Here is a 25,748-nt window from a genome sequence, read left to right as displayed (position 1 = left end):
TCTTGCAAGTTCATTTCCTGCAACATTGGATAAATAACAACTTTAAAAATTTGCTCAGCTATTTCGTCAGAAGTGCCCTCAAATTGAGTTAAGTTGATTTCCATTTTTCGTTCTAAAGTTTCCATCAAGCCACCTCAACTTTCAAAACGTACTTTTTGCCGCCACTGGTAAACTCGACCGATTTACCTTTATCCAGCAAGTAATGCCCAATAGCTTCCAAATTTTTAAGACTCAAACCTGTTTTGGCTCTTGCTCTGCGGCGGTCACACTCAAGACAGATATTTGATTTCACAGATCGCTCGGAAGTTCCACAAGATCGACATGGGGCAACTGGCTTATAGCTTTTTAAACCTTGCTTTTCAGCACGTGTGCGTAGCACATGGTTTTGATGGCTATTGGGACGTTCTGCACTTTTAAGCGTTGTATCTGCATTGCAGTAATTAAACTCGGCTTTATTGGTATTTACGGCCGGCTTAATCTCACCACCATTTGCCACAAATTTTGCAACCGCTTCTGAATAGTTAGGTTTTATTTGAGTACCAAGCATCACGCTCTCCACGTCGCTTCTTTGAGCTTTGCATTAGCAGTTAGCTCTTCGATTTCACCGGCACCCACATTGTTGAAAATATGAGTCATCTTTGCGCCGTATACGGTTAGCGTTCTAGTGATTGTTGAGTATTTGAATTTCATTTCACACTCTCATTCACTTTAAGCGCCGCAACAGTCTGACGATCCACTTCATCTGAGTGCTGATAAACAAACACAACTGTCATTGAAGAAAAGATTGCAGCCAGTAAAGCGACTGCAAAAAAGTTACTGGCCCAAGTTTTAGCTTTAGCGCTAAAAGAAGGCTTCATTTCTTCAGCGGTAGGGTGCTGATAAAGACGCGCAGATGTTTGGCTTTTGTTAGAAGCAAACTCTGGTGTATTACTATGTGATGCGGTTTTATTCATAATGATTTCCGTAAGCTTGCGTTTACAAATCGCCCTGATTCCCTCGAAAGCATCAGGGCTTTTTTAATGTCTAAAATTAAGCGGTGAAAGTACCGATACGAACAGGATTTTCAGGCAGCAATTCAATAACTTTTGCTTTGAATTCTTGGATAATTTCATCCTGAATTAATTCTTCTTTTACGATCTGAACTGAGAAGACAGGCTTTTCATCATTTGTATTGATGATCAGGCGAAGAACGATAAGGCGTTCATCCAGTCCAAAATAAGCAGCATCACGGATTTTGAAATACGCAGGCGTAAATTCTTCTTTAGAACGTGCTTCCACTTGATCGAAGCGAGAACGGCTTTCAGCTAAATTACCCACTGAATGATCAGAACTGCTTGATGAATCGATCTTCATATTGCGAATAGCAGCAAGGGCCTGGGCACCACCAATCACATTGCCGGCAGCATCTGTAATTTCTAATACGCTTACCCAGTCTTCCAAGAAAACAGCGAAATCACGTTGAGATAATTTACGATCTTTAAGCGCATTCAATTTAGACCAAACAACAGTTGGTTCAAGTTGCAACAATGCTTTGTAGTCACAGTGGCCTTGTGCAAAGCCTGCATTGGTAAAGTTTAAAACAGCAGTAGCGGATACGTTTTTATGATCCACAAACACTGGAGCAGGAGTAGGCAACGTACGAATATTTTCTTCTGCATCTGAAACAGAGCTATTTGCCAAAACAAAGCTTTTGAAATCTTCGAAAGATGGTGTTTTTAATACACCACGCGCACGATTACGACCTTCTTGGAATTTTTCCAAATCTTCAATATTGTAATCGTTATTTACTGCAACAAGATCGCCACGAAATAAGCTATCCACAGGTTTTGAAAGTTTGGCGATTGCATTTGCTTCTGTATTTTCCATTTGGAATTTCCTACCGGTTGTTAAAATGTGATTTTTGGGTTTGTGATGATGATTAAACTTTGTCGTATTCTTTGAATAATTGACTTGTATGGTTTGAGAAAATAGTGACACTGCCATCAGTGTTTAAATACATCGGTGTTTCAGATGTCGTGTCTTCTGAGCGCTTACCTTTTGCGGTTGGTTCAACATAGGCAAGGGTGTGTGAAATGTTGACCTGATTAGATTCACCAATTCGAGAAATATCGATAGTCACTTGGACTTTGCCTTTTTTGCCATTAGCCACTACGCCTTGAGCGACTTCTGAAATAGCAATTCCAAGCTGTTGTGCGAAATTACCGCCTGATAGGTCGGCAATGAATTGGGGTGCATCGGTTTGTTTGTTATTAGACATGTGGTTTCTCACAGGTGGGTTGTTGTCTGTAAGAAAAGATTAACTGTAGTTAATAATTTAGTCAACAATAAAATTAACCAAAGTTAAAATATATTTAACCATGTTTATTAACTATGTTTTAATAGGCAAAAGAAAACCCACCGTAGGGGTGGGTTGGATGGAGTTTGTTATGGATTTTTCTGAGAATGTAGCAGAACAACTAGATAGTAATTCTGTGGGCGCGGTTCGAGTATGGCGACATCAAATAATTTGTAAACTAATTGATGCTGGTGTAACAAACCCTGAAGAAATTAAGCACTCAGTTAATACTCTCTATGAGTTAATGGTTAGTCAATCAAGTTCGCAAAATCTAAAATCCCCTTGTTTGGATGCTGAAACAGCACAGCATCGGTTGGAAGGTATATTACATGGTAAGACTTTTCTTGATCGTTTAACCAACTTTGTATATTTGCTAGAAGATGAGAAGCGTGCTCAAGCTCAAAAAGAAAGACACTAGTTGATAATATTTCATAGCCTTTCTTAGATTTAACTCCCGCAAGCTCATTAAATCGATTCAAGTTAAAGGTGTGATCTTTCAATATTAGTAAGGCTTTCATTGTTTCTCCACCCGATCTGCTCTAAAGGACTGCGTCGGGTTCACAATTAATTTAAAATTTTTGCTTTTTGTGTAGCTAATTCTTCATCAGTCAAAATACCTGCTTCTTTTAGTTTTAACAGGCGTTCCAGCTGTTGAATTTTATCTTCCATTCTTAGCTCAACATTTTCTGATAATTTTTGAGTGTTTGTAGTCTCTGGTTTTTTATTAAAGTTTTCTATTTTAGCTCGAACAATTTCACCAAATATTCTAGTTAAATTTTTATCTGTATCTTTAATTACAGCTTTATTACCAGAAGCAAAGATAGTAATTTTTCCTAATAAAAATCCTGTCTCATACTGAACAGATGTTATTTTATCTAAAGGAAAGTCCTCAACTTTTAAGCCAAATAACAATCCCTTATCCACAAATATTAATCGTTTATTCGTAACAAATAAGGTCCCTAAACCATTATTGTATGTGCCAGTAATCATACCTTCGACAATTTCATCATCCCATAAGATAGATGGTAGTTCTTTGATTTCTTTTCTACCAAGGAGATTTTCCATACCACTAACATGTGATAATTGTAGTTTGATTTCTTCTAGGTTTGGCATGCTTTATTAATCCTTTCTATCAGTTATTTTTTGACCCAACTTTCCTTCATTGCATAGCTGAATGACTTGTTCTTCAGAAAGTACAGGGATGCGATGAAGATTTCCTCTATCTTTTGCTAATACCTGAACCTCCTCAGGACTTAAAAGCAATTCCTGGTTGTTTTTGGCGGCATCATTGAGCTTTTTGACCACTTTATTAATTAGTAAATCAAACATTTTAATACTCCTTCAAATTAAATTTTCCTATATAAACCAACGACTTTACCTACCAATCGACATCCATCTGATAGTTTGATTACCATTTTTCGATACGTGCGATTTGCCAAACCCAACCATAAATTTGAAAATCTTGTTCGATTCGTTCAGCAGCAGTTAAAACCTGTTCTGGAAATTCAGCAGAGTTATCTGAAACTATACGAACACCACCAAAAGGCATGTTGTATAGGCGTTTAGCATAATGCAGACCACCAATACAAATTACAAAAATTCGTCCATCTTTGATTTCAGTACGGCCTAAATCAATGTGAATTGTGTCACCGTCTTGAATGGTTGGTGACATTGAATCGCCCGAAGCTGTTGCTGCTACTGCATTTTCCTTTGAAATAGAAAGGTTTCTAAGAGTTGCTTTAGACATACGCAATTTACGTTTTTCATTGGCGATATGTTCGTTGATAGCACCAGAACCACAGGCAAACGAGAAGTCCTTAAAGAATGGAATCTCAACATCATCCTCCTCCAAAGGCGTTGAATCGTCCCAAGTTGTGATAGGCGTAAGGTTGGGTATAGCACTAACTGGTCCTTTACCAGTCAATAACCAATCATCAGTAACACCTAAAAATTCAGCTATCAGCTTTAATTTTCCAGCCTTGGGTTCACTTTCCCCATGAAACCACTTTCCTGCTGCTACAGATGAAACTGATGCGGCACGGGCTAATGCTGCTGGAGTTACGCCTTTTTCTTCCATTTTTTGTTGTAAGCGTTTGTGGAATGACATAAGAGAATCCATTAAAAACATTAACTAATGTTAATACATAGTGTTGTAACAGTGGTTTACATGTGATAACTTTGGTTTATTAACTGTAGTTAAGAGAAAAACATGAAACCGTCAGACCTAATGCGGTACTTCAATTGTAAAACCAAGCGTGAATTAGCGTTAAAAACTGGATATTCCGAAGTCACTTTATGGAAGTGGGAAAAAAAAGGAATCCCTCTTCGCACACAAGCAGTCTTCGAACTAACCACAAAAGGGAAGTTAAAGGCTGACTTAGCATCCTTAACCCCATAACCCAATTATGTTTCGGTCAATGTTTTAAATAAACGTGAAAAATCAAAAGGATTTCACAAATGCAAGAAATATCACTTAGCCGCGAAGCACAAACGGCCATTTTTAAAATGATCAACCAGACTAAGGGTATTTCACCAAAAGAAATTGCTCAGGTTACTGGTGATTCGCATAACACAATCTGCAACTACGGAAACGTAGGCATGCCAAACCACCTACCGAGTTTAAAAAAGCTCGAGACCATCATGATGTATACGCAAAATCCTGAAATTTTACGCGTATGGGCACATCAACTTGGCTATGCATTGGTGCCAGTCGGTTGTGATTCAAGCAAACATCATGAGTTATCAATTTTTGAGGCAATGATGCAACACAACATTAAAAGCGGCAAAGCAAACCATGTTGTGTATGAGGCTTATGAGGATGGCGTTATTACACCTGCGGAATATGAAGAAATTCACCAATTAACGCAGGGCTTAACAGAATTGATTGCAGCAGTAGATCAGGCTGCGCTTAAGCAAATGAAAAAATACACATCAAATTTAGAAATAGAAAAAGCCTGATCCACGAAATCAGGCTTTTAACGTTGATAACCAAAAAAGGAAATCAAATGAACATGTTGGCTAAATTTAATCATGAACAACAGGTGATGTCTAGTAAAGAGTTACTGGAACTGATCAATCAGGTTCGCCAAGGGATGGGTGAGCCGCTACTTCGTTTAAATAGTTTTAACGCAAAAATTGAAGATGAGCTTGATGGGGAGAACTACACAAAAAATGTAGTTCAAAATTTCAACAATACTGAGTCGGTTGTTTTTGATCTAACACTCGAGCAATGCATGCTGATTGGTATGCGCGAATCAAAATCTGTTCGCCGTCATGTGTTGCAAAAGCTGAAAGAAATGGAAAGTGCTCAACCTAAAGAATTAAGCCGCATGGATCTGATTCAGTTAGCCCTTGCTGCTGAACAGGAGAACCAAGCGCTTAAGAACCATGTTGCTGTATTAGAGCCTAAAGCCCAAGTGATGGATGTAATTGCCGACACGGTAAACACATATTCAATCCGTGATTCAGCCAAGACCATTGGTGTTCAAGAATCCAAACTCATTGACTTCATGCTTAAAAAACACTGGGTGTATCGAGAAAACAGCCGACACCGTCGGTTATGTGCATACGCGCAACGGGTGGATCAGAAAGTCATGGTCAACAAAGTGTCCAAGGTGGTCGCTTGTGAAGATGGGGACAAAGTTTTTACACAGGCACGCATTACTGCGTTTGGCCTAACACGATTAACAGCGCTTGTTGCTGCTGCGGGGTTATTGAATAAATGAGTAATTTTATTTCTAACGCATTCATGCTGCCTAATGACCTAGTTGATAACGGGTATATGGCGCTCATGAAGGGGCCTGCTTTGGCGTGTTATATCGCTATTACACGTAAAACACGTGGCTGGAATAAATCGTCGGATAGCATCAGTGTTTCTCAGCTTGTAGAAGCTACAGGGTACAACAAAGACTCTGTATTGAGTGGCTGTAACAAGCTGGTTGAATTGGGGGTTATTGTACGTAAATCATTCAAAAATCAGCCTGCGAAATATGAACTTACTGACAGTATTTTTGCAGTCGATATTTTAGATGGCGAAAATTCCGCTAGCGAATCTTTAGAGGGTGCAGTCGATATTTTAGATAGCCTGCACTCTAAAAATTCGACCCACAATAACAACTATAAAACAACTAATACAAAAACAAATATTAATACGCCTGAAGAGAAAAAATCTGTTCCTAAAAAAACAGAGAAACCCAAGGCAGATAAATTTGATTTCAAAGCTGCATTGATCAACAACGGTGTATCTGAAGAAACCGCATCTGAGTTTATGCAAGTGAGAAAAGCAAAACGCAGCGTGAATACCGAACGTGCGTTTACGCTTCTTGCTGCTCAAGTCGAAAAAGCAAATTTAACTTTGGCACAGGGCATTGATTACTGCTTAAACCGCCAAAAACCTTGGGCAGCTTTTGAGGCTCAGTGGTACTTCAATGAGAAAAAACAAAGCACACAGGCACCAGTGCAGCAACAACCGCAACGCCGTCGCTTTGGTAATCAAGAAAATCAAAATCACATGCGTACTGTTGGGGAGCAAGTTGCATGAGCAATATCCAGTTATTCGAAAAAGCTTTTGAGGTTGATTTCCCAACCGAAGTTGCAGAAATGGTTTTAAACCGAATCAGTGATGTTTACGGCGCTGAGTTCACAAAAAAATATGCAGGTTATACCGATGATGCTGAACTGGCTCAATTGGCGTGTACTGTGTTTAACGGATTGACACCTGCGGACATTACTCGCGGCATTATGCGCATGAACTCTGAAAAATGGTGCCCATCGCTGCCTGAATTCCGTAGCTGGTGTGAACAGGGTGGTGATTGGTGGACTGCGGACATGGCCTGGGCGAAAGCAATGCAGTTTGAATCAGATCCAGCAACCCCAATCACAAAATTGGCAAAACGTACGCTTGATGAAGTTCGACAGGTGTTGAGCCAAGAAGGCCAAAAAGCGGCTCACTATGCATTCAAGGATATCTATCAAGATTATTTAACGCGTGCAAAGGAAAAAGGCCGTGTTCAGGAAATGTGGGTAAAGCCTAAAGCACCGAAGCAAATTGACAATAGCGAGCGTAATCGTACCGGTATTCCTTGTCCGCCTGAGCTAGCAGCGAAAATTAAAGGGTTGGGTCGTGTAGGTGGTACGGCATGAGCTTGGATTTCAGTCAAAAAATAGATGCAAAAATTCAAAAACTACATGAAACGACAATGAGAGCTGAGCAGCTTGAAAAACGATTAATGGTTTTGAGTTTTGCGGTGCATTCGTCAACTCTGTTTTCCATTTCAGATATACAAAGAAATGTAATGAATGCATCAAATTCATCAATTAGAACGTATCTGCTAGATCTTATGAGTATTGGGTACGTTGAGCGTGTAACTTTGTGGACATACAGGGCTACAGATAAAGCAAAACAATTATTTGGGGTGAAGGGATGAAAGCACAGCAATTTATTGAAGACCATGGATTAGAGCAGGCACGCAATTTACTAGGGATGCTTAAAAATCTTGGCTGTCCCGATGATATGAAGTTCACAGTCATAAATGGGATGTAGCACAGATCAAGTGAGGGGTTTACGTACGATGATCTGAGAGCTGCCATCGCAGACCACGACCGCACTGACCATGTATCAGACATTCGCAATCATCTTGCGCCAACGACGAGGGTGATTGAGGGATGAGTGATTTTGAAAAGTGGTTTAGAAGACTGAATGCAAATGGGGAAACAGTCTATTTCCTTGGTAATGAACACAAGGTTTCCGAAATGGCATGGGATTTTCAGCAAGCCAAGATTGAGAAACTAGAAAATGAATTAAGCACCACAAAACAGGTTCTCGGCAATGTTATTGATATGGAAGTGGCCAAGGTTGACAACCTAAAAGCCCAACTCAACAACATGGAAGCTTGTTATATCGAGAAGAAGAAGGAGTGTGAGGAGTTGCAGGGTCGGCTCAACAAACATTCTGAGTGCATAGAAAATCTAGTTAATCAAAAAGCTGATTACCTAGATCGAGTCACCAAGGCTATAGCGCATTTAGATTCTTTCGACCTATCACAAGCTGGCATGAATAAATTGCAACGAAGTATTGAGTCGGCATTGGAAGCCCTGCGAGGTGGTCATGTGTAAATTTTGCGGTAGACAAAGGGGTGGTGTGGTTTGCGGGTACTGCGGATGGACACCGGGTAGAGTGATTTATGACCTGCGAGGTGACAATGCGTAGTGAGTTTGAAGCATTTTTTACAAATCAGCCATTTTATCTGCAACTTCGATACACCCAAGGCGACCGATTGCTAGATTTTGACGAAGGTATTGGTTATCGCAATTTAATCGTGCAAATCGCATATGTGTGTTGGTGTAAAGGTGACAAGGAGTTTGTGATTTGATTTCTGAATATTTGATTTTAAATGATGCTGAGTGCAGCAAGTGTCGAACACATGAAGATGTGGTTATGAATGAGGATGGGGACTTAATTTGCACAGACTGCCTTTTTGAAAGGTCATGTGAAGAAATGTTTTCCGATGAATACGACGAGGATGATGAATGAAAATCCTCATCGGTATCGATACGGGAGTAAACACAGGCTTCGCCGTTGCTGTAGATCATGGCAACGGTGGGGAATTGGAAAAAGTAACGTGCTTAACAATCACCCAGGCCATGGCTGAAACCGAATCATTGGTGGCTGAACACGGGAAAGAGGCCATCAAGTTATTTATCGAGGATGCACGTAAACGCACGTGGTTTACAGGTGGGCGAGAAAAAGCTCAAGGTGTTGGATCTGTTAAGCGTGATGCGCAAATTTGGGAAGATTGGTGTAAAGAACAAGGTTTGAATTATTTAATGATTCATCCAAAAGCCAATGCAACAAAAACTACTTCAGAGATATTTAAGAAACGCACAGGCTGGCCTGGGCGAACTAATGAGCATGGGCGTGATGCGGCAATGTTGGTTTTTAAGAGATTTGCAAAATTCTAACTGGGGGTGGCAATGGATTACATCGGTGACTTAAATGGTGATTTAAAAAGTATTGCAGAAGTTATCGGGAGGCAAAGTGCGCTGTACTTGGTCAGTCAATGCCCGCGATACAAAACAGAAAAACGGGCAGGTAAAGGGCAATTACTCTTATATGTACCTAAACTTAAAAATTTAAATTCGGATCATACGTTGGTTAAAGCAATTGGTTATGTGGATGCTTGCAAATTGGCAAAGGAATTCGGTGGGGAATTATTGGTTTTGGCTCACTGTAACCACATGGTTTTAGAGGTACGTAATAACGGCATCAGAAATATGATGAAAAGCGGCTTTTCAATTAGAGAGCTTGCATCTTTTTTTAATGTCACTGAGAGCATTGTTTCAAGGATTTATGAGGATGAGCTGAACAGTCAGCAGCTGCAGCTAATCTAATGACTAATGAAATATACCATTCATTTGAAAACAATAAAGAAGACTAAATCAGGTGTTACTTTAATGAGTTTGAATGAATGGTTGCTCGCATTCTTAAGAGTGTTGAGTGATTTACAGTATTTCGTTGCAGGGTTGATGGGTGCGGCAGTGGCGACTCGATATAACAAAGAACAGCTCAAAACACCACGAGATTATGCCGTGTTTCTGCTGTCTGGTGCATTTACAGCACATTACCTTACGTTACTTATCATGCATTACACCAACTTGGCACCTAATCATGCGGGCGGTATTGGTTTTTTAACGGGTGCATTGGGCGGACTTGTATTGCAGGAGTTTTTCGCGTGGATCAAGTCGGGAGCATATAAAGAAACTAGCTTTAAAGAGTTCTTTATTCGCATGCTGAAGAATTGGAAAAAAGGCGGTAAGTCATGAGTATGAATCAAGCGGAAATTGCCCAAGCATATTCGTGGCTGCGTTCTATGTCTGGTGGCAAGTTAGAACAATCTCAAGTCACTGCTGGTGATGAGATTATTGCTTGTCATGGCTTACGTACCTTTGCTGCACTTATTGGATTTCCATTAACTCAAAATGTAAGCGGTCAGTTTGATATTTCGGATTATGGATACAGCATTATTCGTGAAAGTGAAGGTTATCGAGCACAGGCTTACAAAGACACTGGCGGTGTTTGGACTATTGGCTATGGAACGATTAAGTATCCAGATGGCACAAAAGTAAAACAAGGTGATACATGCACCCAAGGCCAAGCAGAACTTTGGCTTATTAACGATTGTAAGTGGGTGGATGCATGTCTTGATAAGCACATCAAAATCCAAATCAATCAAAACCAATTCGATGCTTTGGCATCGTTTGTTTACAACGTTGGTGAGACTGCATTTGTTAAAAGCACAATGCTGTCATTAATTAATCAGTCGAAGTTGAGCTTAGCGGCTAACCAGTTTGACCGTTGGATCTACGACAACGGCAAAGTGATTAATGGCCTGGTGAATCGTCGTGCTAAAGAAAAGCAGCTATTTTTGAAATGATGTGGTGTCAGGTATGTCTATAAAAATTGGTCGTATTTTTATCACTTATCGTTTTAATCCACCTAAATATGAACCGCCTTCGCCTTACTGTGTTGAGGCGCTGGGGCGTTTGGTGGTTGGTGGTGGATATAAGGGCTTTTTGCTGAGCGCACATGGTTGTAGTTTTGGGGTTTTCTTAACCGCTAAAGATAAAAGCGTTTATCGCAAAGTTGGATAGTTGCATACGATTATGAATATTAAACTCATTGTTGCTCTTGGCTTTTTGCTTATCAGTATTTTTATTGGTTGGTGCTGTTATGACTATGGATATACACAGGCACGCACACAGCAAATAGATAATTACGAAAGCATGATTCGAGAATTGAAAGTTGAATCAGATCAAGCGCTCCAGCGAGAGCGTGAGAGTTACAAAAAACAAGAGCAACTTGAGGCTAAGTACCTTGAAAAACTTGAGGAAGTGAAGCACAATGAAGCCACTCTTATTGATGAGTATCGCGCTAACAGTCTCGTCTTGCGCGACTCACTCAAAGCCAAGCAATGCCCTGATGTGTCCATCACTACCGACAGCACCGTCGGCAATCATGCAACCACAACGGGCGGACTTCACGACAGAGATGTCGAGTTTCTTATTCGGTACGCCGCAAGGGCGGACTCCGTAGCAGAGCAGCTAGCAAGCGCTCAGGCTCTCATCAAGCAAGATCGAGAGCTTTGCAACGGTCAGAACGAAATATCTAATACTAATGAAAAAATAGTTTCCCAAGGTACTTCTGGAGGGGCACCCCAAGCGGGGGCAAAGACCTCGCAGGGTTTCATATCTGCGTGAATTTCAAAACCGTAGTTTATGTTTATGTCTGAATTATTGTAAATGTTTGTAGTTAAAAGATAATTTAGAAAATCGAAGTAAAATAGGGATTCCATGTCGGCAATTATCAAAGGTCAAGAAGTTACAAGACAAGGCTTGGCTGACATTTTTGGTGTGTCACTGCCGACTATTGATAATTGGGTTCGCCAAGGCTGTTCGTATATTTCAAAAGGTGGCCGCGGGCAGGAATGGAAATTTAATACTGCTCAAGTTTCAACATGGCTGCGAGATCGTGATGTTGAAGAGGCCACTGGCGGTATTCCTGATGATTTAGAACAACTCAAAATTCGTGAACAGAAAGCAAAAACAGAACTCACTGAATTAGAGCTCGCAACTAAAAAAGGTGAAGTGGCATTAGTTTCTGAATATGAAAAAGTCTGGGCAGTGTCTATGGGGCAACTTAGACAAAATATTATGGGTGTTCCGCAACGCGCGGTTTTACAGTTGCTCGGTGAAACAGATGAATTGGTGTTTAAAGAAAAGCTAAGAGCTGAAATTGTATTGGCATTAGAACAGACTGTTGAATCCGAGGAGTTTTTTGAGGAAGAAGAACTGTGATTGTAATCAGTAGAAATGAGGCTTTAGCACAAGGTTTAAAACGTTATTTTACTGGAGTCGCTTGCAAGAATGATCACATTGCTGAACGTACAGTTTCTAATTTTACATGTCTTGAATGTCAAAAAGAGAGAGCCAAAAAAGATTATGATGAAAATCCAGATAAATGGATCAATCGTCGCATGAATTACTACAAAAATAATAAAGAAAATGAACAGAGTAAGATGAAGGCCTATTATTTAGATAATATGGAAAAGCAGACTGTAGAACGAAAAAAAAGATACTATGAAAAAGCAGAAGAAAATCGTGCTTATAGTCGAGATTGGTCCAAAAAAAATAAATTACGCCGTAAAGTTAGTCATGCAAACAGAAAGAAAAAGATAATTCAGGCAACACCAAGTTGGTTTGGTGAGTTGGATCAGTTTGTTTTGTCTGAGGCTTATGCTCTCGCAGAACTAAGACAGGAAATAACGAATATTGAGTGGCAGATTGACCACATGATTCCCATACAAGCAACGAGCGTATGCGGTTTACACGTTTGGAATAATTTTCAAGTCATACCTGCATATTTAAATAATTCAAAGAAAAATAAATTAGAGTTTATTCATCCATTTGAATGGATCTGTGCAGCATGATGATGTTTAGTAACATGAGCTCTGTTTATTATGCTATGCAGAGATCAATGCAGAATTTACTACCACCACTGGACTTAAAGCCAAGTGATTGGGCTGAGAAAAATATTAAAATCCCAGTAGGTAATGCTATTCCTGGTCCAATAAATTTTGATAATGCACCGTACCAGCGCGGCATGATTGATGCCATTAAAGAGCGTGGTGTAAGGCGCATTTCTTATATGACCGGCGCACAATTAGGGAAAACTACAGTTCAACAATGTGCGACTAGTTATTTCATTGCGCATGAACCAAGGTCTCAAATTTTTGTTCAACCAACTCAAGGTGATGTTCAAACATTTCTAGAAACTAAACTTCGCCCCATGTTGGAATCAAATCCAGAAATTGCGAGTAAGATGGCCAAGCCGCGTAGTCACGATGGTGTGAACAACAACCGCATGATTTCATACATTGGTGGTTGGTTATTATTTAGTTGGGCTGGTTCGCCAAAAACATTACGTGGCCGTTCAGCACCTGTGACTCATGCGGACGAAGTGGACGGAATGCAGGCTACAACAGAAGGCGATCCGGTGGAGTTATTGTCTCAGCGCGCTGCTACGTTTGGAGACCAGGCATTAAGAACCGAGTCCAGCACACCAACGGTTGCTGGTGCTAGTCGTATTGAGAATGCTTTTAAGCAGGGGGATATGCGTCGCTATTATGTTCCTTGTCCTCATTGCGGTGAAGCACAATTTTTACGTTGGGAAAATGTGATTTGGCAGGGGCGTAAATCAACTAATATTCAGGATGCTAAAGAGGATATTGATCAAGAACACGATGTTGATACTGCGGGTTATCGCTGTGAGTGCTGTAATGAAATTTGGTCTGACGGTGAGCGTATAGCAGCAATTCGTAATGCCGAAAAACTTGGCCACGGCTGGAAAGCTGAAAAACCATTTAAGGGTCACATTAGTTTTCATGCGCCAGAGATGCTTTCGACTTTTCGAAAGATGCGTGACATTGTGCAGTCATATTTGGATAAGTTGGCACTTGATGATTTACAGGTATTTGTAAACGTGTCACTGGGTGAAACTTATGAAGAGAATGGAGATAAGGCGGATCCTGAAATACTGCAGCTACGTGCGGAGGAATATGTCGCACGTGTGCCGAACGCAGGTGTCTATCTAACTTGTGGTATCGACATGCAGATGGATCGTTTAGAACTTGAGATTGTCGCTTGGGGTGTTGGTGAAGAAAGTTGGTCTATTGATTACCGTGTGCTTTGGGGTGATCCGCTGGGTGATGAAATTTGGGAAGAATTAGACGACATTCTTGAAGCTACGTATTTGCATGAATCGGGTGCACAACTGAGTGTTTCGGCTGCATGTTTAGATACAGGTGGTACGGCAGGTTATACACAACGCGCCTATGAATATGTAAAAAGCCGTAGAAATAGAAAGTTGTTTGCAATTAAAGGGCGTGCAGGTTGGGGGATGCCAATTGTGCAAAGTCCACAGCGTAAGCAATCGGGTAAAGATAAGCGTAAAGTTGATTTATTTATTGTCGGGGTCGACGAAGCAAAACTGACAGTCATGCGCCGTTTAGATTTGGAAAAGAAAGGACCAGGTTATTGTCACTTTCCACATGACCGTGAAATGGAGTGGTACCGACAATTAACGGCTGAAAAATTAATTATTCGTTATGTGAAAGGCCAGCCGATTCGTGAGTGGCATAAGCCAGATCGGGCACGTAATGAGGCACTTGATTGCCGTGTTTATGCTTTGGCCGCTTTAAAAATTATGCAGCCGAATTTGAAGCGAATCTCCGAACGGGTATCTATTGATATTGGTGAGGTAGAAGTTAAAAATGAGGTTCGACAAAATACTACTGTGGTTAAAAAAGTGTTAAAGCGCAAAATTATTAAAAAAACAACTGTACCAGTGGCAACATCTGTAGCTAAAAACACTGTAATTAAAAGAAAAAGGATTTTTGGGAATAAAAAGTGATTATTTTTTGTTAAAATAATTTTATTTACTTGATAACAAAAGGCTTGTTATGTCTTTTTTAAATGGGTTGTTTTCGCTTTTAAGCGTTATATTTTTTATATGTTTAATTATAGCTTTAATTAAACCAAGTATTTTTAAAATTAAGACTAGGCTGAAAGCATTTCTAATATTCTTTACAGCTATGATTGTGTCTTCACTTATTGTTAATGCAACAATGTCAGATGAGGAACGGGCTCGAATTGAGCAGCAACAGAAAACAGCAAGTGAGGTGAAGTCTTCTTCAGAACAACCTGTTCAAGTAAATCCCTCAGTTGTAGAGGATCAAAAATCTGTTGAAGAAACTCCTGAGGTTGAAGTGCAAGAAGTTGCAGAAGAGGTACAGAGTTTAACTCGTCCACAAAGTAATGCCGTTAGATCAGCTAGCCAATATCTAAGTATGTCCGGTTTCTCGCGAAATGGTTTGATTGACCAACTTTCATCAAGCTACGGGGATGGTTATGATAAAGCTGATGCTACTATTGCAGTAGATAGCTTAAATGTTGATTGGAATGAACAAGCGGCTCGAAGTGCTGCCCAATATCTTGATATGAGCGGTTTTTCTTGCAATGGATTAATTGATCAGCTTTCATCAAGTGCAGGTGATAAATACACAAAAAGTCAAGCAACATATGGAGCGAAACAAGCAGGAGCATGCTCATAAAAGATAGAATTAAATGATTTAAAACCGCCTACAAAGGCGGTTTTTTGCAATTGTGAATAATGAAAAAAAACACCTAAAAAATGATGATAAAACCAAGAAAAAGCGCATTTTTGGTTAAAAAATACATGAGTGGTCAATTATTTCCTAGCCACATCAAAGCAGGTACAACGTTTAAACTCAAGCTGAATTTAACTGCGTATCCAGCATCTGATTGGACAATTTATGCATATCTACGCGGTGCAAGTGCAATTGATCTGCAGGCTACAGTGCAGGGAAATATGCATGCATTCAATATTCCTGCAGATATCACCAAAGACTATAAAGCCGGACATTATGGCTTTTCACTCCGTGCTGTGAATTCTGCAACGGGTGAAGTTGAAGAGCTTGAATCAGGTGCGCTTGAGATCCAAGCTGACCTTGCATCTATTTCAGACAACGCTGATTTAAGAAGCCATGCGCAAAAAACTTTAGCTGCTTTGGAGGCGGTCATTGAAGGGCGTGCCAGCTTAGACCAAGAACGCTACCGCATTAATAACCGTGAACTATACCGCACACCAATTGAGACGCTAATTAAATTACGCAGCCAATACCGCGCTGAAGTCAATCGTGAGCAGGCAAAAGCATCGGGTAAAAGTCTGTTTGGTAAAGCTGTTCGCGTACGTCTGGGGTAATCAATGTTTGGATTCAAAAAAGAAGAGCAGAGCAGAACATCGGAGGAGCCAGAGGCTAACAGTGTCGCGGCTAAACCTAAAAAACTATATCGGAACATGGTGCGCTCATTTAAAGCCGCCGTGTCCGGGCGCTTAAATAGCAAATGGCCGTCCGTGCCGATCAGCGCGGATACTGTTATTGAGCGCAACCAGCGGATTTTAGTTGCCCGAAGCCGTGAGCAATGTTCAAACAATGATTACGCTAAAAATTATATCCGCATGGCGCATCAAAATATTGTTGGACCACATGGTGTTTTAATGCAAGCTCAAATTAAAACAGTAGCGGGAAAGCTGGATAGTTATGCTAACGATACATTGGAGCTCGCTTGGCAGGAATGGAGTAAAAAAACAAACTGCGATATCCGCAGCAAGAACACATGGCGCTCAATTCAGCGTTCATGCGTTATTTCCGCTGCGAAAGATGGTGAATTTTTTGTGCGCATTATTGTCGGAGATCAGGCAGGCCCATGGGGATTTTCTTTACAGTTGATTGATGCGCAACGTTGTCCAGTAGATTACAACGCTAAATTGGGCGGCGGGCATTTTATTCGGCAGGGCATCGAGTTCAATGCATACGGAAAGCCGATAGCTTATTTCTTTAATGCGACCGATGGTGACGATGTTCATTATCGAACCAGCACCAATAATTACACACGGGTTGCAGCTGCTGAAATTATTCATGGTTATTTAGAGGAGATGACTGGGCAAAAACGCGGTTTGCCATGGACTTCTACAAGCTTATTTCGTCTGCATCAAATTTCAGAATTTGAAGATTCAGCAATTGTGAATGCCCGCGTTTCTGCAAACAAAATGGGATTCATTCAATGGAGAGAGGGCTTCGGCCCCAAGTTTGAGGAAGATGATGAAATTCAAATTGAGTCGCAAGCTGGCGAATTCCCAATGTTGCCGGAAGGTGCAGAACTTAAAGAATGGTCGCCGAATTATCCAACAGGTGAGTTTCTGCCATTTCATAAAGCGATGTTGCGCTCTATGTCAGCGGGTATGGGGGTTTTATACAACAACCTTGCGTCTGATTTGGAAAACGTCAATTTCTCAAGTATTCGTCAAGGCACATTGGATGAGCGCGAGCACTGGAAAGAACTTCAGCAATGGCTTGTTGAAACACTGATTGAGCCTATTTTTTACGAATGGCTGAAATATTCGATGCTTAAAGGCCACATCAAGAAAAAGAATGGCAACTCATTTTCAGCAATGGATATCGATCGATTCAATAAAGTTTCTTGGCAGGCGCGTCGCTGGTCTTGGATTGATCCATCGAGTGAAGTTGCAGCTGCTGAAAAAGCCAAAAACAACATGTTGACTTCACCAGGTGCGGTGATTCGCGAACAAGGTAAAGATCCGCAAACGGTTTGGTCAGAAGCAGCACGTGATTTAAAAACAATGAAAGACGAATACATCAATCAAGGATTCTCTGAAGAAATAGCAGAAGAGATGGTGCTTGCCAGTATGGGGCGCAAACAAACAGGGGCGGTTGGACGTCCGAAGGAAGGTATGTAATGAAAGTTAACCGTATCAATTTAGCTACGGCATTAATTGGCACAGCAATGACACGCGATGCATCTCAGACAAAACCATTACCAGACTTTAATAAAGAAACATTAATTCGCAATTATGTTGTTGATGATTTTAAAGTCGATATGGAAAAAAGAACGGTTGAGCTGTCATTTTCCAGTGAAACAGAAGTTGGCCGCTGGTTTGGTGTTGAAATTTTGGATCACAGCCCCGGCGCCATTGAATTTTCTCGCTTGAACACGCGTGCACCATTTTTGATGGATCATAACTCACGTGATCAAGTCGGTGTTGTTGAAAATGCTTGGCTAGATCAATCACAGCGCAAAGGCCGTGCGTTGGTGCGTTTGAGTAAGTCGGCGCGCGGCGAGGAAATCCTGCAAGATATTGATGACTTAATTCGCACCAATATCAGCGTCGGATACAACATTAAAAAAGCCATTTTAAAAGAACAGCGTGAACATGATGACGTTTATCTGATTACCGAATGGCAGCCTTATGAAATTTCTCTAGTTTCTATTCCTGCAGATACCAATGTGGGCGTAGGCCGCTCTGCAATTGTGAATAATGAAAACAAGTCTGCTAATTCGCAAAATGACAACATCGACAATATTCAAATTCCGCAGCAGCAGAGAAAACAGACTATGAATTGGGATTATTTTACAGATAAAGACGGCAACCAAGTTCGTCAGCGTATCAATGAAAATGGCGAGCGTTATGGCGAAATTGAATTGGTACGTGCAGTAGGCGATACGGCAGAACGTGGAGCTGAAACAGAGCGTAAGCGTGTCGGTGAATTGATGCAGTTAGGTGAGCGTTTTGGTGCAAGCGATTTAGTGCGTCAGTACATTGATGAAAACAAATCACCTGCTGAACTGCAAAACGCAATTTTAGAGCGTATGCATGGCAAGCAAGGTAAACCTTTGAGCGAACAAAAACGTGATGCCGGCATTGGCTTAACTGGTTCTGAAATCGCTCAATTCAGTTTAATGCGTGCAGTACGTGCATTACTTCCAAATGCAACTCAGGCAGACAAAGAAGCGGCAGCTTTTGAGTTTGAATGTAGCCGCGCAGCAGAGCAATCTTATGGCCGTACAGCACAAGGTATCTTGGTGCCGTCTGATGTATTGAATCGCGCATTTGAAAAAGGTGGTACGACAACTTCGGGTGCAGCCATTGTTGCTGAAGATCATCGTGCCGATATGTTCATTGACATGCTCCGTAACCGTACCACGATTATGGGCCTGGGTTATGTCATGGGCGGTTTGGTTGGAGATGTTGATATTCCAAAACAAACGGCTGGATCATCCGCATATTGGTTGGGTGAGGATGAAGAAGTTACCGGTTCAAATCCTAACACAGCACAATTAAAAGCATCGCCTAAAACCGTTGGTGGTCGTGTTGAAATCACACGCAAACTTTTACAGCAAAGTTCACCAGCTGCAGAAAATCTTGTGTGGGATGACTTAAACCGTTCGATTGCTCTCAAAATTGATCATGCAGCTTATTACGGTACAGGCGGTGATAATCAGCCGCTTGGCTTAAAAAATACCTCAGGCATTAATGCTGTGAATTTTGCTGCCGATAATCCGACTTTTGCAGAATTTGTAAAAATGGAATCTGAAATTTCTTCAGACAATGCTGATACAAATAGCATGGCTTATGTATTTAACGCATTAATGCGTGGGCATGCAAAAACAACAGCGCGTTTTGGCTCTGGTACTGAAAGTACAATTTGGGAACCGGGCAATACGGTGAATGGCTACCGTACTGAGATTACCAACCAGATTGCTGATGGTGATGTCTTCTTTGGTAACTTTGCTGACTTGATTATTGCATTGTGGGGCGGTCTCGATATCACTATCGATCCATATTCATCAAGTGCAAAGGGTGGTGTGCGTATCGTTGGCTTCCAAGATGTTGACTTCATTCTTCGTAATACAGCTTCAATCTGTTACGGCAAAAAAACTGTCTAATTGAATAGCCACTTCGGTGGCTTTCCACTCCATTTTTGTGAGTACATACCATGAAACTAAATGTCTTAATTGCTTTAACTTCTGCCGTTGTAATTGATGGTGAAATTCGTAAAAAGGGTGAGGAGGTCGAAGTGTCACATGCGTTGGCACAAGACTTGTTGCGCCGTGGTCGCGGCACCTTGGTTGAAGGTGGTGATGAAGAGCAAGAAATTGATTTGTCCACTTTAACTAAAGCACAGCTTATTGAATTTGCGCTGAATGAATATGAAGTTGAACTTGATGCTTCGCTGACTAAAGAAAAATTGATTGAAGCAATTCAAGCTGCTGCAGAAGCTGAGTAAGCGCTATGCCAAGTTGGGAAAATTTGGACGTGTTTCTTCAGACTGATTCTGTTGGTGGATTTGCCATAACAGCCACTTTGCAGCTTGAGAACGGCTCAGAGGATAAATCCATTACAGGAATCTTTGATGAGCCATATTTGAATGCCCAGCTTGGTGAATATGAGGTTGATGATGCTCAGCCTCGTTTCACTTGTAAATCGGTTGATGTTTTAGAGGTTAAACGGGGGGACCTTTTGCTGCTCAAGGATGGTCGTAAGTTTTATGTTATGACCTATCCACAGCAAGATGGCACAGGTCTTTCGATACTGAAATTAGAAATTAACGAATGATTTCACTCGATATCAGCGCTCAAGGAATTGAAGCAATTATTGCTGAACTTGAGCCTACTGAAAAACAAGTCAATGCAGCGCTCAGTCGAACACTAAATCGCATGGCGAAGTGGGTGCAGACGAGAACGGTCAAAGGTTTGAGTTCTGAATTGCAAGTCACACAGAAAATCATTCGTAGACGAATGCGAAAAACAAGCATTCAAAAGACCAGTACGGGTTGGACAGTCAAGCTTTGGTATGGATTGAATGGAATCTCATTAATTCATCTGAATGCTAGAGAAACTAAAAAAGGTGTGACAGCCGGAAAGCATAAAAGAGACAGTGCTTTTATCGCAAAAGGGCAAGTGTTTAAGCGCTCTGGAAAGGGGCGATTACCAATCGAGAAACAAGTGCTCGAAATTAAAGAAAAGGCTGATTCATATTTAGATGGAAATGCTTTTTCAGATGGTTATCAAGAGCAATTTTTTAGAACTTTGGAGCATGAGTTGAGATGGCAGATGCGATAGCGGGCGTGGATTTTGATCAGTTGCATGATGTGATTGAAGAAAAACTTAGAGCGCAATTTCCAGCCTTTCAATTGGTCCAGTTCTATCGAGATGAAGAAGAGCGCAAGGCACCAGCGGCAAAAGAACTGCCAGCACTGCTTTTAGAGCTTACTAATTTTGAAATTGATGATCAGGGTGATATGGGCACAGAGCAGCTGCCTTTAATTGCACGATTTGAAGCACGAATTATTGATACGTTTAATCAGCGTAGAGCCAAGATCAATGTCCGAAAATTGGCTGCTGGTGTTGCCCTCTATATTTTTCAGAATAAGCACTTTACTCAACTTGGAAAATATGGAGTTGGGTTGAGTACGGTAGAAGATATTTCAGAAGATGCATTTTTTCCTGAACTAGATCGCTTTGAAGTGTGGCGTGTGGATTTTTCTACTCAAATCGTCGTGGGTGAAAATATTTGGAAACAAGAGGGGATTACCCCCATCCCTGTTTATAGCTATGTGCCACGTGTGGGTATACCTCACAAAGATGAATACAAGCCACTATCAAAATTTAAGGTGAAGCTATGAGTGATTATGCTGCATCAAATACTGACAGAATTCTGGCAAACACTATCCGATACGGTCGAGTTGTATCCGTAAAAGATGGTTTGGCCACTGTGGATTTTGATGGTGAGATTATTGAGGGTTTACAGTGGGCAAAGGCGCGTGCTGGTGATGATCGACAATATTCAGCGCCAAGTGAGAATGAACAGGTATGCGTGTTCTCTCCAAGCGGAGATTTAACACAAGGTGTGATTGGGTTTTCAATATCACAAGATGATTTTCCCGATGCTGGTGATGATGGTAATCCTAGAACCATTTATAGCGACGGCACCATTGTCGAGTACAACAAAGAAACTCATACGTTATTGATAGATGCATCCAAATCCAGCGGCAACGTCATCGTGAAATGTACAAATGCAAAAATTGACAGTGATGAGGTTGAGTTCACTGGTGATGTAAAAATTGGTGGTGCACTTGAAGTTGATGGAGAGTCTGAGTTGAAAAGCTCTTTAAAGGTTTCAGGTGAAACTGAGATTAGTAATAACTTGGATGTGAAAGGCTCATCTATAAAGCACTTGGGTATTGAGGTTGGGGTGCTTCACAAACATGGTGGTGTTCAGGGCGGAACAGGAACTTCAGGTACAGTGGTGCCTTAAATGGGAATGAATAGAAATACGGGTGCTCAGATTGATGATTTAGATCATTTGAAACAGAGTATCGAAGATATTCTCACCACACCTATTGGCACACGCGTAATGCGTGGTGCCTATGGATCTAGATTGTTTGAGCTTATAGATTCGCCTTTAAACCGCTCCAGTACTATTGATATTTATTCTGCAGTCGCTGAATCGCTGGCACTCTGGGAAGACCGTCTAGAGCTGCACCAAGTTAGGATCACAAGCTATAAAATTGGCGAGGTGGTTTTGAGTCTGACTGGAAAATACAAACTTGATAATAAAGTTATTAAAATTGACGGAATAGTCGTTAGGAAGTAGGTGGAATATGGCTGGTATTAATTTTGACTATCTTGCACCTCCAAAGCTTATTCAAGAGTTAGATTTTGAAAAGATTTTAGCGGAGCGAAAAGAATACTTTTTATCGCTTTATAGTGATGAAAAAGAACGTGCAAAAATGGCTAAAACAATTAGTCGCGAATCAGAACCTGTCACTAAGCTACTTCAAGAAAGTGCCTATCGAGAACTTATTTTTCGACAGCAGCGTAATGAGGATGTTAAAGCACTTTTAGTGATGTACTCATCAGGTACTGACTTAGATCATCTTGTAGCTGATCGTGGTGTTCAACGTTTAACGATTACGCCAGCTGACAATCGAGTAATGCCACCAATAGCTGAGGTGAAAGAATCAGATGATGATCTGAGATATCGCTATATTTTGGCTATGGATGGATTGAGTGTGGCTGGTCCAATCTCAGCTTATAAGTATTTCGCGCATTCGGCAGATGGTCGAGTTGGAGATGTATCTGTAATCTCACCGCCTGAAACACCATATTATTTAGATATCTTTATTCTGCAAAATGATTCGGAAACAGGTGCTGCATCAAAGGAATTAATCGATATTGTTCAAATCGCATTAAATGATGATGAGGTTAGACCGGTTTGTGATAGACCTATAGTTAAATCGGTTTCTATTGTTGAGTTTAATATTGTCGCAACTCTTTACGCACCCTTAACAGCGAATAACAGTGTTCTACTTCAGCAAGCCAGTGCAAATATTGATGCATATGTAAAAGAGCAACGCCGCATAGGGAGATCTATACGACTGAGTGCGCTTTATTCAGTTTTACATGTAGCTGGAATTGAACATGTGAAAATTGATAGCCCGGCTCAAGATATCATTTTGGATCAATCACAAGCAGGTCATTGCACTAGCGTTAAAATCAAAATGGAAGCTTATGAATGAGTGAGTTGCTACCTGTCAATTCGACCAAACTTGAGAGAAATGTTTCCGAAACTAATAGGACGGAGCTTGATGTAGAGAGTCGTTTGAGTTGCTTGATCAATACAGACACTCAGCCTGAGGCCTTTTTAAATTTCTCAGCAATTCAACATTCAGTTGATTACTGGCGTGATGATTGGTCACCATCATTAAAGCGCACTGTTATTAAAAAATCTTTTTCTGCGCATAAAATCAAAGGTACACCAGCTTCAATAAAAAATGCACTTGAGCCTTTTGGTTATGTTGTTGAAATTGTCGAATGGTTTCACACTGAGCCTAAGGGTACGCCTGGTACATTTTATTTAGAGATTGATGTGGTTGGGCAGGGCTTGAGTGAAGAAGTGAATAAGGAAGTGATTCGGCTGGTAAGTGAAAATAAGTCTGGGAGTCGACATTTGTCGAATCTACAATTTACTTCAAACCCTATTTTGATGATCAGATCAGCTATTGCTATGCAAGACGCTATTACTGTTGAAATATTGCCGAGATTATAATGAGTGAATATTACAGCATCACGACCAACGCTGGTGATGAAGCTATTGCAAAAGCAATCTCTAGCAACACAAAACTTGATATTACACATATTGCATTCGGAGATGGCAACGGATCAGTGCCGACACCGAGTAAGTCGCGAACCGCTTTAATTAAAGAAGTTCACAGGCAGAAGATATTAAAATATGAACAACATCCAAGTAAAAACAATTGGATTGTAGTGTGGGCTGTGATTCCGTCAAATATTGGTGGGTTTTATATTCGAGAAATAGGATTAATTGCTAACAATATTTTGATTAGTAATGGATCTGTACCAGCAACTTATAAAGAGGCCTCAAACGAAGCTGTCCGTGAGTATCAATTAAAATTCACTATTGATGTTAATAGTGCAGAAGTTGTGAGCTTAATTCTTGATGAATCATTGATTTTTGCAACACAAGAATGGGTGCGGCAAAACTTTATTTTGATTAAAGATATTGTTAACAATCTAACCACTGATGATGCCTTGAAAGTGCTTTCAGCTGCAATGGGGAAAAAGCTGCAAGATGAAAAGTTAAATAAAACAGATAATGCAGCATCGGCATCTAAATTACTTACAGCTCGTACTATATCTGTCTCAGGGGATGCAACAGGTTCTACTTCTTTTGATGGAGCATCGAATAGAAGCATTATATTGACACTGGCAAACTCTGGCGTGGTTGAGGGTACATACGGCTCACCAATCAAAACTCTTGTAGCAACATATAATAATAAGGGGCTTGCGACAGCAATTACTGAAAAAGACATTCCTACTTTCACTGGATCAACATCAGTGGGCTTGGTGCCAGGACGTAGCGGCAAAACGACTACAAAGTATTTACGAGAGGATGGCCAATGGGGTACACCACCTAATACGACTTATACGCTCATCCCACTCGCTGAGCTCAAATCTGGCACAGAAGACACACCAAGAGTTGTTAATGCTCAATTGTTAAAAGAAGCGGTTCAGCATTTTGCACCAGTGCAAACAAGTATTACTGGTAATGCCGGATCTGCATCAACGTTAAACCCTGGGGCGAAAATCAACGGGGTAACGTTTACTGGTGATAAAGATATTGTTTGCGGTTTTGGTGTAAATCAAAAGTGGTATAATGAGCTAAGCCGAAGGGCATTTAACACTATCTTTAAAAACACAAACCCTTGGCCAATTTTTATAGAATATAGTGTCAGAATCAGCATCCCCCAATCCCATGTTAGGTTGTATGTCAATGGTGAACTTTATGTTAAATCTTCAACCGGCTCTGTGAAAAAGGTTATCATAGTTGGGCCAGGGAGCACGTATGAATTAAAGCCATATAGAGATTCAATGGACTTGGAGCCAGATATCCCGATATCATCAAATGGGATTATCCTTACATCTTGGGAGGAATACAAGTGAGATACTTTAAAAAAGAGGGCTCTGTACATGCGTTTGATGATACTCAATATCACCTGATCACTGGTGAGTACATTGAGATGTCTGCTGAAGAAATTGAAGCACACATTAATCCGCAAAGTGCTCTTTCGAATGAAGAAAAACTCGCACTATATACAGCATCACTTCGACCGTTAACTCGACGACAATTTAAACTCGCATTACTGGCAAACAGTATGCTTGATCAAATTGATGTGGCGATTGCGTCAATTAAAGACGATTACACACGATCAGTGATCCAGATTGAATATGGTGAAGGCACAGAGTTTCATCGTACAAGTGAATCAGTTATCGCGATGTGTGGCTTACTCAAGCTTTCAACTGAGCAAGTAAATGAAATGTGGGAATATGCATTAACGCTTTAGTGTGTGAAAAGGTGAATAATGAAAACATTAGCACTATGATTAAAAATGAA

At 40.7% G+C, this 25,748-nt stretch carries 39 protein-coding genes; 32 read left to right on the top strand and 7 right to left on the bottom strand.

Translation table 11 applies throughout. The features are described from left to right. Positions 1–124: 124 nt before the first annotated feature. The 4 genes from FTT85_RS12965 to FTT85_RS12950 all read right to left on the bottom strand — a co-directional run bounded on the left by FTT85_RS12965 (position 125) and on the right by FTT85_RS12950 (position 2,257). Positions 125–547 (bottom strand): hypothetical protein, encoded by a 423-nt coding sequence (locus tag FTT85_RS12965; protein ID WP_180183721.1) that lies wholly within the window; start codon positions 545–547, stop codon positions 125–127. A 139-nt stretch (positions 548–686) separates the two neighbouring features. Beyond that, a complete protein-coding gene (locus FTT85_RS12960) occupies positions 687–953 on the bottom strand; it encodes a hypothetical protein (RefSeq protein ID WP_180183720.1) in 267 nt (88 codons plus the stop codon). 76 nt (positions 954–1,029) lie between these two features. Continuing rightward, positions 1,030–1,866: a DUF2303 family protein gene (locus tag FTT85_RS12955; RefSeq protein ID WP_180183719.1), complete on the bottom strand. Its 837-nt coding sequence runs from the start codon at positions 1,864–1,866 to the stop codon at positions 1,030–1,032. Positions 1,867–1,918: 52 nt separating this feature from the next. Beyond that, positions 1,919–2,257: a hypothetical protein gene (locus FTT85_RS12950; RefSeq protein ID WP_180183718.1), complete on the bottom strand. Its 339-nt coding sequence runs from the start codon at positions 2,255–2,257 to the stop codon at positions 1,919–1,921. Between the two features lie 169 nt (positions 2,258–2,426). Between FTT85_RS12950 and FTT85_RS12945 the strand changes: the two genes are divergently transcribed. Next, positions 2,427–2,753 carry a hypothetical protein gene (locus FTT85_RS12945; protein WP_180183717.1) on the top strand — a complete coding sequence of 109 codons (327 nt, stop codon included), beginning with the start codon at positions 2,427–2,429 and terminating at the stop codon, positions 2,751–2,753. A gap of 146 nt (positions 2,754–2,899) precedes the next feature. Here FTT85_RS12945 and FTT85_RS12940 read toward each other — a convergent pair whose 3' ends face one another. The 3 genes from FTT85_RS12940 to FTT85_RS12930 form a co-directional block, all read right to left on the bottom strand. Then, positions 2,900–3,448, bottom strand: a complete 549-nt coding sequence (locus FTT85_RS12940; protein ID WP_180183716.1) for a PH domain-containing protein — start codon at positions 3,446–3,448, stop codon at positions 2,900–2,902. Positions 3,449–3,454: 6 nt separating this feature from the next. Then, positions 3,455–3,664: a hypothetical protein gene (locus FTT85_RS12935; protein ID WP_180183715.1), complete on the bottom strand. Its 210-nt coding sequence runs from the start codon at positions 3,662–3,664 to the stop codon at positions 3,455–3,457. A 79-nt stretch (positions 3,665–3,743) separates the two neighbouring features. Then, on the bottom strand, positions 3,744–4,442 hold the full coding sequence (locus tag FTT85_RS12930) for a S24 family peptidase (protein ID WP_180183714.1): 699 nt from the start codon (positions 4,440–4,442) through the stop codon (positions 3,744–3,746). Positions 4,443–4,544: 102 nt separating this feature from the next. Here FTT85_RS12930 and FTT85_RS18745 point away from each other — a divergent pair, with 102 nt between their 5' ends. The 31 genes from FTT85_RS18745 (at position 4,545) to FTT85_RS12775 (ending at position 25,698) form a co-directional block, all read left to right on the top strand. Further along, on the top strand, positions 4,545–4,733 hold the full coding sequence (locus FTT85_RS18745; protein ID WP_119064329.1) for a hypothetical protein: 189 nt from the start codon (positions 4,545–4,547) through the stop codon (positions 4,731–4,733). A 59-nt stretch (positions 4,734–4,792) separates the two neighbouring features. Beyond that, a complete protein-coding gene (locus tag FTT85_RS12925; protein WP_180183713.1) occupies positions 4,793–5,293 on the top strand; it encodes a phage regulatory CII family protein in 501 nt (166 codons plus the stop codon). Positions 5,294–5,340: 47 nt separating this feature from the next. After that, positions 5,341–6,060 carry a phage antirepressor KilAC domain-containing protein gene (locus tag FTT85_RS18740; RefSeq protein WP_257232163.1) on the top strand — a complete coding sequence of 240 codons (720 nt, stop codon included), beginning with the start codon at positions 5,341–5,343 and terminating at the stop codon, positions 6,058–6,060. Further along, positions 6,057–6,875 (top strand): replication protein, encoded by an 819-nt coding sequence (locus FTT85_RS12910; RefSeq protein ID WP_180183712.1) that lies wholly within the window; start codon positions 6,057–6,059, stop codon positions 6,873–6,875. The genes FTT85_RS18740 and FTT85_RS12910 overlap by 4 nt, the downstream gene beginning before the upstream one ends. Next, on the top strand, positions 6,872–7,477 hold the full coding sequence (locus tag FTT85_RS12905) for a restriction endonuclease (protein WP_180183711.1): 606 nt from the start codon (positions 6,872–6,874) through the stop codon (positions 7,475–7,477). The genes FTT85_RS12910 and FTT85_RS12905 overlap by 4 nt, the downstream gene beginning before the upstream one ends. Continuing rightward, positions 7,474–7,761, top strand: coding sequence for a hypothetical protein (locus tag FTT85_RS12900; protein WP_180183710.1), 288 nt, complete (start codon positions 7,474–7,476; stop codon positions 7,759–7,761). The genes FTT85_RS12905 and FTT85_RS12900 overlap by 4 nt, the downstream gene beginning before the upstream one ends. 238 nt (positions 7,762–7,999) lie before the next feature. Continuing rightward, positions 8,000–8,449 (top strand): hypothetical protein, encoded by a 450-nt coding sequence (locus tag FTT85_RS12895; protein ID WP_180183709.1) that lies wholly within the window; start codon positions 8,000–8,002, stop codon positions 8,447–8,449. 86 nt (positions 8,450–8,535) lie between these two features. After that, positions 8,536–8,706: a hypothetical protein gene (locus tag FTT85_RS12890; RefSeq protein ID WP_218955478.1), complete on the top strand. Its 171-nt coding sequence runs from the start codon at positions 8,536–8,538 to the stop codon at positions 8,704–8,706. A 157-nt stretch (positions 8,707–8,863) separates the two neighbouring features. Then, on the top strand, positions 8,864–9,295 hold the full coding sequence (locus FTT85_RS12885; protein WP_180183707.1) for a hypothetical protein: 432 nt from the start codon (positions 8,864–8,866) through the stop codon (positions 9,293–9,295). Positions 9,296–9,307: 12 nt separating this feature from the next. Further along, entirely contained in the window at positions 9,308–9,724 is a 417-nt protein-coding gene (locus FTT85_RS12880; RefSeq protein WP_180183706.1) for a Mor transcription activator family protein, read from the top strand. A gap of 63 nt (positions 9,725–9,787) precedes the next feature. Beyond that, a complete protein-coding gene (locus FTT85_RS12875; RefSeq protein ID WP_180183705.1) occupies positions 9,788–10,156 on the top strand; it encodes a hypothetical protein in 369 nt (122 codons plus the stop codon). After that, positions 10,153–10,767: a lysozyme gene (locus FTT85_RS12870; RefSeq protein WP_180183704.1), complete on the top strand. Its 615-nt coding sequence runs from the start codon at positions 10,153–10,155 to the stop codon at positions 10,765–10,767. Before FTT85_RS12875 ends, FTT85_RS12870 begins: the two co-directional genes overlap by 4 nt. A gap of 13 nt (positions 10,768–10,780) precedes the next feature. Then, complete coding sequence (locus FTT85_RS12865) at positions 10,781–10,984, top strand: hypothetical protein (protein ID WP_180183703.1); 204 nt, start codon at positions 10,781–10,783, stop codon at positions 10,982–10,984. Positions 10,985–10,996: 12 nt separating this feature from the next. Further along, the gene (locus FTT85_RS12860; RefSeq protein WP_180183702.1) at positions 10,997–11,590 is read left to right on the top strand and encodes a lysis system i-spanin subunit Rz; all 594 of its coding nucleotides are present in this window, start codon (positions 10,997–10,999) and stop codon (positions 11,588–11,590) included. Positions 11,591–11,683: 93 nt separating this feature from the next. Then, on the top strand, positions 11,684–12,187 hold the full coding sequence (locus tag FTT85_RS12855; RefSeq protein WP_180183701.1) for a terminase small subunit: 504 nt from the start codon (positions 11,684–11,686) through the stop codon (positions 12,185–12,187). Further along, positions 12,184–12,819 carry a hypothetical protein gene (locus FTT85_RS12850; RefSeq protein WP_180183700.1) on the top strand — a complete coding sequence of 212 codons (636 nt, stop codon included), beginning with the start codon at positions 12,184–12,186 and terminating at the stop codon, positions 12,817–12,819. Before FTT85_RS12855 ends, FTT85_RS12850 begins: the two co-directional genes overlap by 4 nt. A gap of 47 nt (positions 12,820–12,866) precedes the next feature. After that, positions 12,867–14,801, top strand: coding sequence for a phage terminase large subunit family protein (locus tag FTT85_RS12845; protein ID WP_218955477.1), 1,935 nt, complete (start codon positions 12,867–12,869; stop codon positions 14,799–14,801). A 49-nt stretch (positions 14,802–14,850) separates the two neighbouring features. Further along, complete coding sequence (locus tag FTT85_RS12840; RefSeq protein ID WP_257232162.1) at positions 14,851–15,501, top strand: Ltp family lipoprotein; 651 nt, start codon at positions 14,851–14,853, stop codon at positions 15,499–15,501. Positions 15,502–15,626: 125 nt separating this feature from the next. After that, on the top strand, positions 15,627–16,172 hold the full coding sequence (locus tag FTT85_RS12835; protein WP_180183698.1) for a hypothetical protein: 546 nt from the start codon (positions 15,627–15,629) through the stop codon (positions 16,170–16,172). Positions 16,173–16,175: 3 nt separating this feature from the next. Beyond that, positions 16,176–17,729, top strand: a complete 1,554-nt coding sequence (locus FTT85_RS12830) for a phage portal protein (protein WP_180183697.1) — start codon at positions 16,176–16,178, stop codon at positions 17,727–17,729. Next, on the top strand, positions 17,729–19,717 hold the full coding sequence (locus FTT85_RS12825; protein ID WP_180183696.1) for a phage major capsid protein: 1,989 nt from the start codon (positions 17,729–17,731) through the stop codon (positions 19,715–19,717). Before FTT85_RS12830 ends, FTT85_RS12825 begins: the two co-directional genes overlap by 1 nt. A 50-nt stretch (positions 19,718–19,767) precedes the next feature. Beyond that, positions 19,768–20,058: a hypothetical protein gene (locus FTT85_RS12820; RefSeq protein WP_180183695.1), complete on the top strand. Its 291-nt coding sequence runs from the start codon at positions 19,768–19,770 to the stop codon at positions 20,056–20,058. Between the two features lie 5 nt (positions 20,059–20,063). Further along, positions 20,064–20,387 carry a hypothetical protein gene (locus tag FTT85_RS12815; protein ID WP_180183694.1) on the top strand — a complete coding sequence of 108 codons (324 nt, stop codon included), beginning with the start codon at positions 20,064–20,066 and terminating at the stop codon, positions 20,385–20,387. After that, positions 20,384–20,893: a phage tail protein gene (locus FTT85_RS12810; protein WP_180183693.1), complete on the top strand. Its 510-nt coding sequence runs from the start codon at positions 20,384–20,386 to the stop codon at positions 20,891–20,893. Before FTT85_RS12815 ends, FTT85_RS12810 begins: the two co-directional genes overlap by 4 nt. Continuing rightward, positions 20,878–21,456, top strand: coding sequence for a hypothetical protein (locus FTT85_RS12805; protein WP_180183692.1), 579 nt, complete (start codon positions 20,878–20,880; stop codon positions 21,454–21,456). Before FTT85_RS12810 ends, FTT85_RS12805 begins: the two co-directional genes overlap by 16 nt. After that, the gene (locus tag FTT85_RS12800; protein WP_180183691.1) at positions 21,453–22,088 is read left to right on the top strand and encodes a phage baseplate assembly protein V; all 636 of its coding nucleotides are present in this window, start codon (positions 21,453–21,455) and stop codon (positions 22,086–22,088) included. The genes FTT85_RS12805 and FTT85_RS12800 overlap by 4 nt, the downstream gene beginning before the upstream one ends. Further along, positions 22,089–22,427 (top strand): GPW/gp25 family protein, encoded by a 339-nt coding sequence (locus FTT85_RS12795; protein ID WP_218955476.1) that lies wholly within the window; start codon positions 22,089–22,091, stop codon positions 22,425–22,427. 7 nt (positions 22,428–22,434) lie between these two features. Continuing rightward, positions 22,435–23,352 carry a baseplate J/gp47 family protein gene (locus FTT85_RS12790; RefSeq protein ID WP_180183690.1) on the top strand — a complete coding sequence of 306 codons (918 nt, stop codon included), beginning with the start codon at positions 22,435–22,437 and terminating at the stop codon, positions 23,350–23,352. Next, the gene (locus tag FTT85_RS12785) at positions 23,349–23,882 is read left to right on the top strand and encodes a phage tail protein I (protein WP_180183689.1); all 534 of its coding nucleotides are present in this window, start codon (positions 23,349–23,351) and stop codon (positions 23,880–23,882) included. Before FTT85_RS12790 ends, FTT85_RS12785 begins: the two co-directional genes overlap by 4 nt. Beyond that, entirely contained in the window at positions 23,882–25,297 is a 1,416-nt protein-coding gene (locus tag FTT85_RS12780) for a phage tail protein (protein ID WP_180183688.1), read from the top strand. Before FTT85_RS12785 ends, FTT85_RS12780 begins: the two co-directional genes overlap by 1 nt. Then, positions 25,294–25,698 carry a hypothetical protein gene (locus tag FTT85_RS12775; RefSeq protein ID WP_180183687.1) on the top strand — a complete coding sequence of 135 codons (405 nt, stop codon included), beginning with the start codon at positions 25,294–25,296 and terminating at the stop codon, positions 25,696–25,698. The genes FTT85_RS12780 and FTT85_RS12775 overlap by 4 nt, the downstream gene beginning before the upstream one ends. Positions 25,699–25,748 lie beyond the last annotated feature (50 nt).

Source organism: Acinetobacter sp. YH01020 (genome assembly GCF_013420275.1).
GTDB classification, from domain to species: domain Bacteria; phylum Pseudomonadota; class Gammaproteobacteria; order Pseudomonadales; family Moraxellaceae; genus Acinetobacter; species Acinetobacter amyesii.
The sequence above is the reverse complement of the archived record's forward strand: the minus strand, read 5'-3'. Positions and strand labels throughout refer to the sequence as shown.

Excerpts from the sequence above, each read along its gene's own strand:
- FTT85_RS12965 (WP_180183721.1), bottom strand. The coding sequence starts at position 547 with ATGCTTGGTACTCAAATAAAACCTAACTATTCAGAAGCGGTTGCAAAA.
- FTT85_RS12960 (WP_180183720.1), bottom strand. The coding sequence starts at position 953 with ATGAATAAAACCGCATCACATAGTAATACACCAGAGTTTGCTTCTAAC.
- FTT85_RS12955 (WP_180183719.1), bottom strand. The coding sequence starts at position 1,866 with ATGGAAAATACAGAAGCAAATGCAATCGCCAAACTTTCAAAACCTGTG.
- FTT85_RS12950 (WP_180183718.1), bottom strand. The coding sequence starts at position 2,257 with ATGTCTAATAACAAACAAACCGATGCACCCCAATTCATTGCCGACCTA.
- FTT85_RS12945 (WP_180183717.1), top strand. The coding sequence starts at position 2,427 with ATGGATTTTTCTGAGAATGTAGCAGAACAACTAGATAGTAATTCTGTG.
- FTT85_RS12940 (WP_180183716.1), bottom strand. The coding sequence starts at position 3,448 with ATGCCAAACCTAGAAGAAATCAAACTACAATTATCACATGTTAGTGGT.
- FTT85_RS12935 (WP_180183715.1), bottom strand. The coding sequence starts at position 3,664 with ATGTTTGATTTACTAATTAATAAAGTGGTCAAAAAGCTCAATGATGCC.
- FTT85_RS12930 (WP_180183714.1), bottom strand. The coding sequence starts at position 4,442 with ATGTCATTCCACAAACGCTTACAACAAAAAATGGAAGAAAAAGGCGTA.
- FTT85_RS18745 (WP_119064329.1), top strand. The coding sequence starts at position 4,545 with ATGAAACCGTCAGACCTAATGCGGTACTTCAATTGTAAAACCAAGCGT.
- FTT85_RS12925 (WP_180183713.1), top strand. The coding sequence starts at position 4,793 with ATGCAAGAAATATCACTTAGCCGCGAAGCACAAACGGCCATTTTTAAA.
- FTT85_RS18740 (WP_257232163.1), top strand. The coding sequence starts at position 5,341 with ATGAACATGTTGGCTAAATTTAATCATGAACAACAGGTGATGTCTAGT.
- FTT85_RS12910 (WP_180183712.1), top strand. The coding sequence starts at position 6,057 with ATGAGTAATTTTATTTCTAACGCATTCATGCTGCCTAATGACCTAGTT.
- FTT85_RS12905 (WP_180183711.1), top strand. The coding sequence starts at position 6,872 with ATGAGCAATATCCAGTTATTCGAAAAAGCTTTTGAGGTTGATTTCCCA.
- FTT85_RS12900 (WP_180183710.1), top strand. The coding sequence starts at position 7,474 with ATGAGCTTGGATTTCAGTCAAAAAATAGATGCAAAAATTCAAAAACTA.
- FTT85_RS12895 (WP_180183709.1), top strand. The coding sequence starts at position 8,000 with ATGAGTGATTTTGAAAAGTGGTTTAGAAGACTGAATGCAAATGGGGAA.
- FTT85_RS12890 (WP_218955478.1), top strand. The coding sequence starts at position 8,536 with ATGCGTAGTGAGTTTGAAGCATTTTTTACAAATCAGCCATTTTATCTG.
- FTT85_RS12885 (WP_180183707.1), top strand. The coding sequence starts at position 8,864 with ATGAAAATCCTCATCGGTATCGATACGGGAGTAAACACAGGCTTCGCC.
- FTT85_RS12880 (WP_180183706.1), top strand. The coding sequence starts at position 9,308 with ATGGATTACATCGGTGACTTAAATGGTGATTTAAAAAGTATTGCAGAA.
- FTT85_RS12875 (WP_180183705.1), top strand. The coding sequence starts at position 9,788 with ATGAGTTTGAATGAATGGTTGCTCGCATTCTTAAGAGTGTTGAGTGAT.
- FTT85_RS12870 (WP_180183704.1), top strand. The coding sequence starts at position 10,153 with ATGAGTATGAATCAAGCGGAAATTGCCCAAGCATATTCGTGGCTGCGT.
- FTT85_RS12865 (WP_180183703.1), top strand. The coding sequence starts at position 10,781 with ATGTCTATAAAAATTGGTCGTATTTTTATCACTTATCGTTTTAATCCA.
- FTT85_RS12860 (WP_180183702.1), top strand. The coding sequence starts at position 10,997 with ATGAATATTAAACTCATTGTTGCTCTTGGCTTTTTGCTTATCAGTATT.
- FTT85_RS12855 (WP_180183701.1), top strand. The coding sequence starts at position 11,684 with ATGTCGGCAATTATCAAAGGTCAAGAAGTTACAAGACAAGGCTTGGCT.
- FTT85_RS12845 (WP_218955477.1), top strand. The coding sequence starts at position 12,867 with ATGCAGAATTTACTACCACCACTGGACTTAAAGCCAAGTGATTGGGCT.
- FTT85_RS12840 (WP_257232162.1), top strand. The coding sequence starts at position 14,851 with ATGTCTTTTTTAAATGGGTTGTTTTCGCTTTTAAGCGTTATATTTTTT.
- FTT85_RS12835 (WP_180183698.1), top strand. The coding sequence starts at position 15,627 with ATGAGTGGTCAATTATTTCCTAGCCACATCAAAGCAGGTACAACGTTT.
- FTT85_RS12830 (WP_180183697.1), top strand. The coding sequence starts at position 16,176 with ATGTTTGGATTCAAAAAAGAAGAGCAGAGCAGAACATCGGAGGAGCCA.
- FTT85_RS12825 (WP_180183696.1), top strand. The coding sequence starts at position 17,729 with ATGAAAGTTAACCGTATCAATTTAGCTACGGCATTAATTGGCACAGCA.
- FTT85_RS12820 (WP_180183695.1), top strand. The coding sequence starts at position 19,768 with ATGAAACTAAATGTCTTAATTGCTTTAACTTCTGCCGTTGTAATTGAT.
- FTT85_RS12815 (WP_180183694.1), top strand. The coding sequence starts at position 20,064 with ATGCCAAGTTGGGAAAATTTGGACGTGTTTCTTCAGACTGATTCTGTT.
- FTT85_RS12810 (WP_180183693.1), top strand. The coding sequence starts at position 20,384 with ATGATTTCACTCGATATCAGCGCTCAAGGAATTGAAGCAATTATTGCT.
- FTT85_RS12805 (WP_180183692.1), top strand. The coding sequence starts at position 20,878 with ATGGCAGATGCGATAGCGGGCGTGGATTTTGATCAGTTGCATGATGTG.
- FTT85_RS12800 (WP_180183691.1), top strand. The coding sequence starts at position 21,453 with ATGAGTGATTATGCTGCATCAAATACTGACAGAATTCTGGCAAACACT.
- FTT85_RS12795 (WP_218955476.1), top strand. The coding sequence starts at position 22,089 with ATGGGAATGAATAGAAATACGGGTGCTCAGATTGATGATTTAGATCAT.
- FTT85_RS12790 (WP_180183690.1), top strand. The coding sequence starts at position 22,435 with ATGGCTGGTATTAATTTTGACTATCTTGCACCTCCAAAGCTTATTCAA.
- FTT85_RS12785 (WP_180183689.1), top strand. The coding sequence starts at position 23,349 with ATGAGTGAGTTGCTACCTGTCAATTCGACCAAACTTGAGAGAAATGTT.
- FTT85_RS12780 (WP_180183688.1), top strand. The coding sequence starts at position 23,882 with ATGAGTGAATATTACAGCATCACGACCAACGCTGGTGATGAAGCTATT.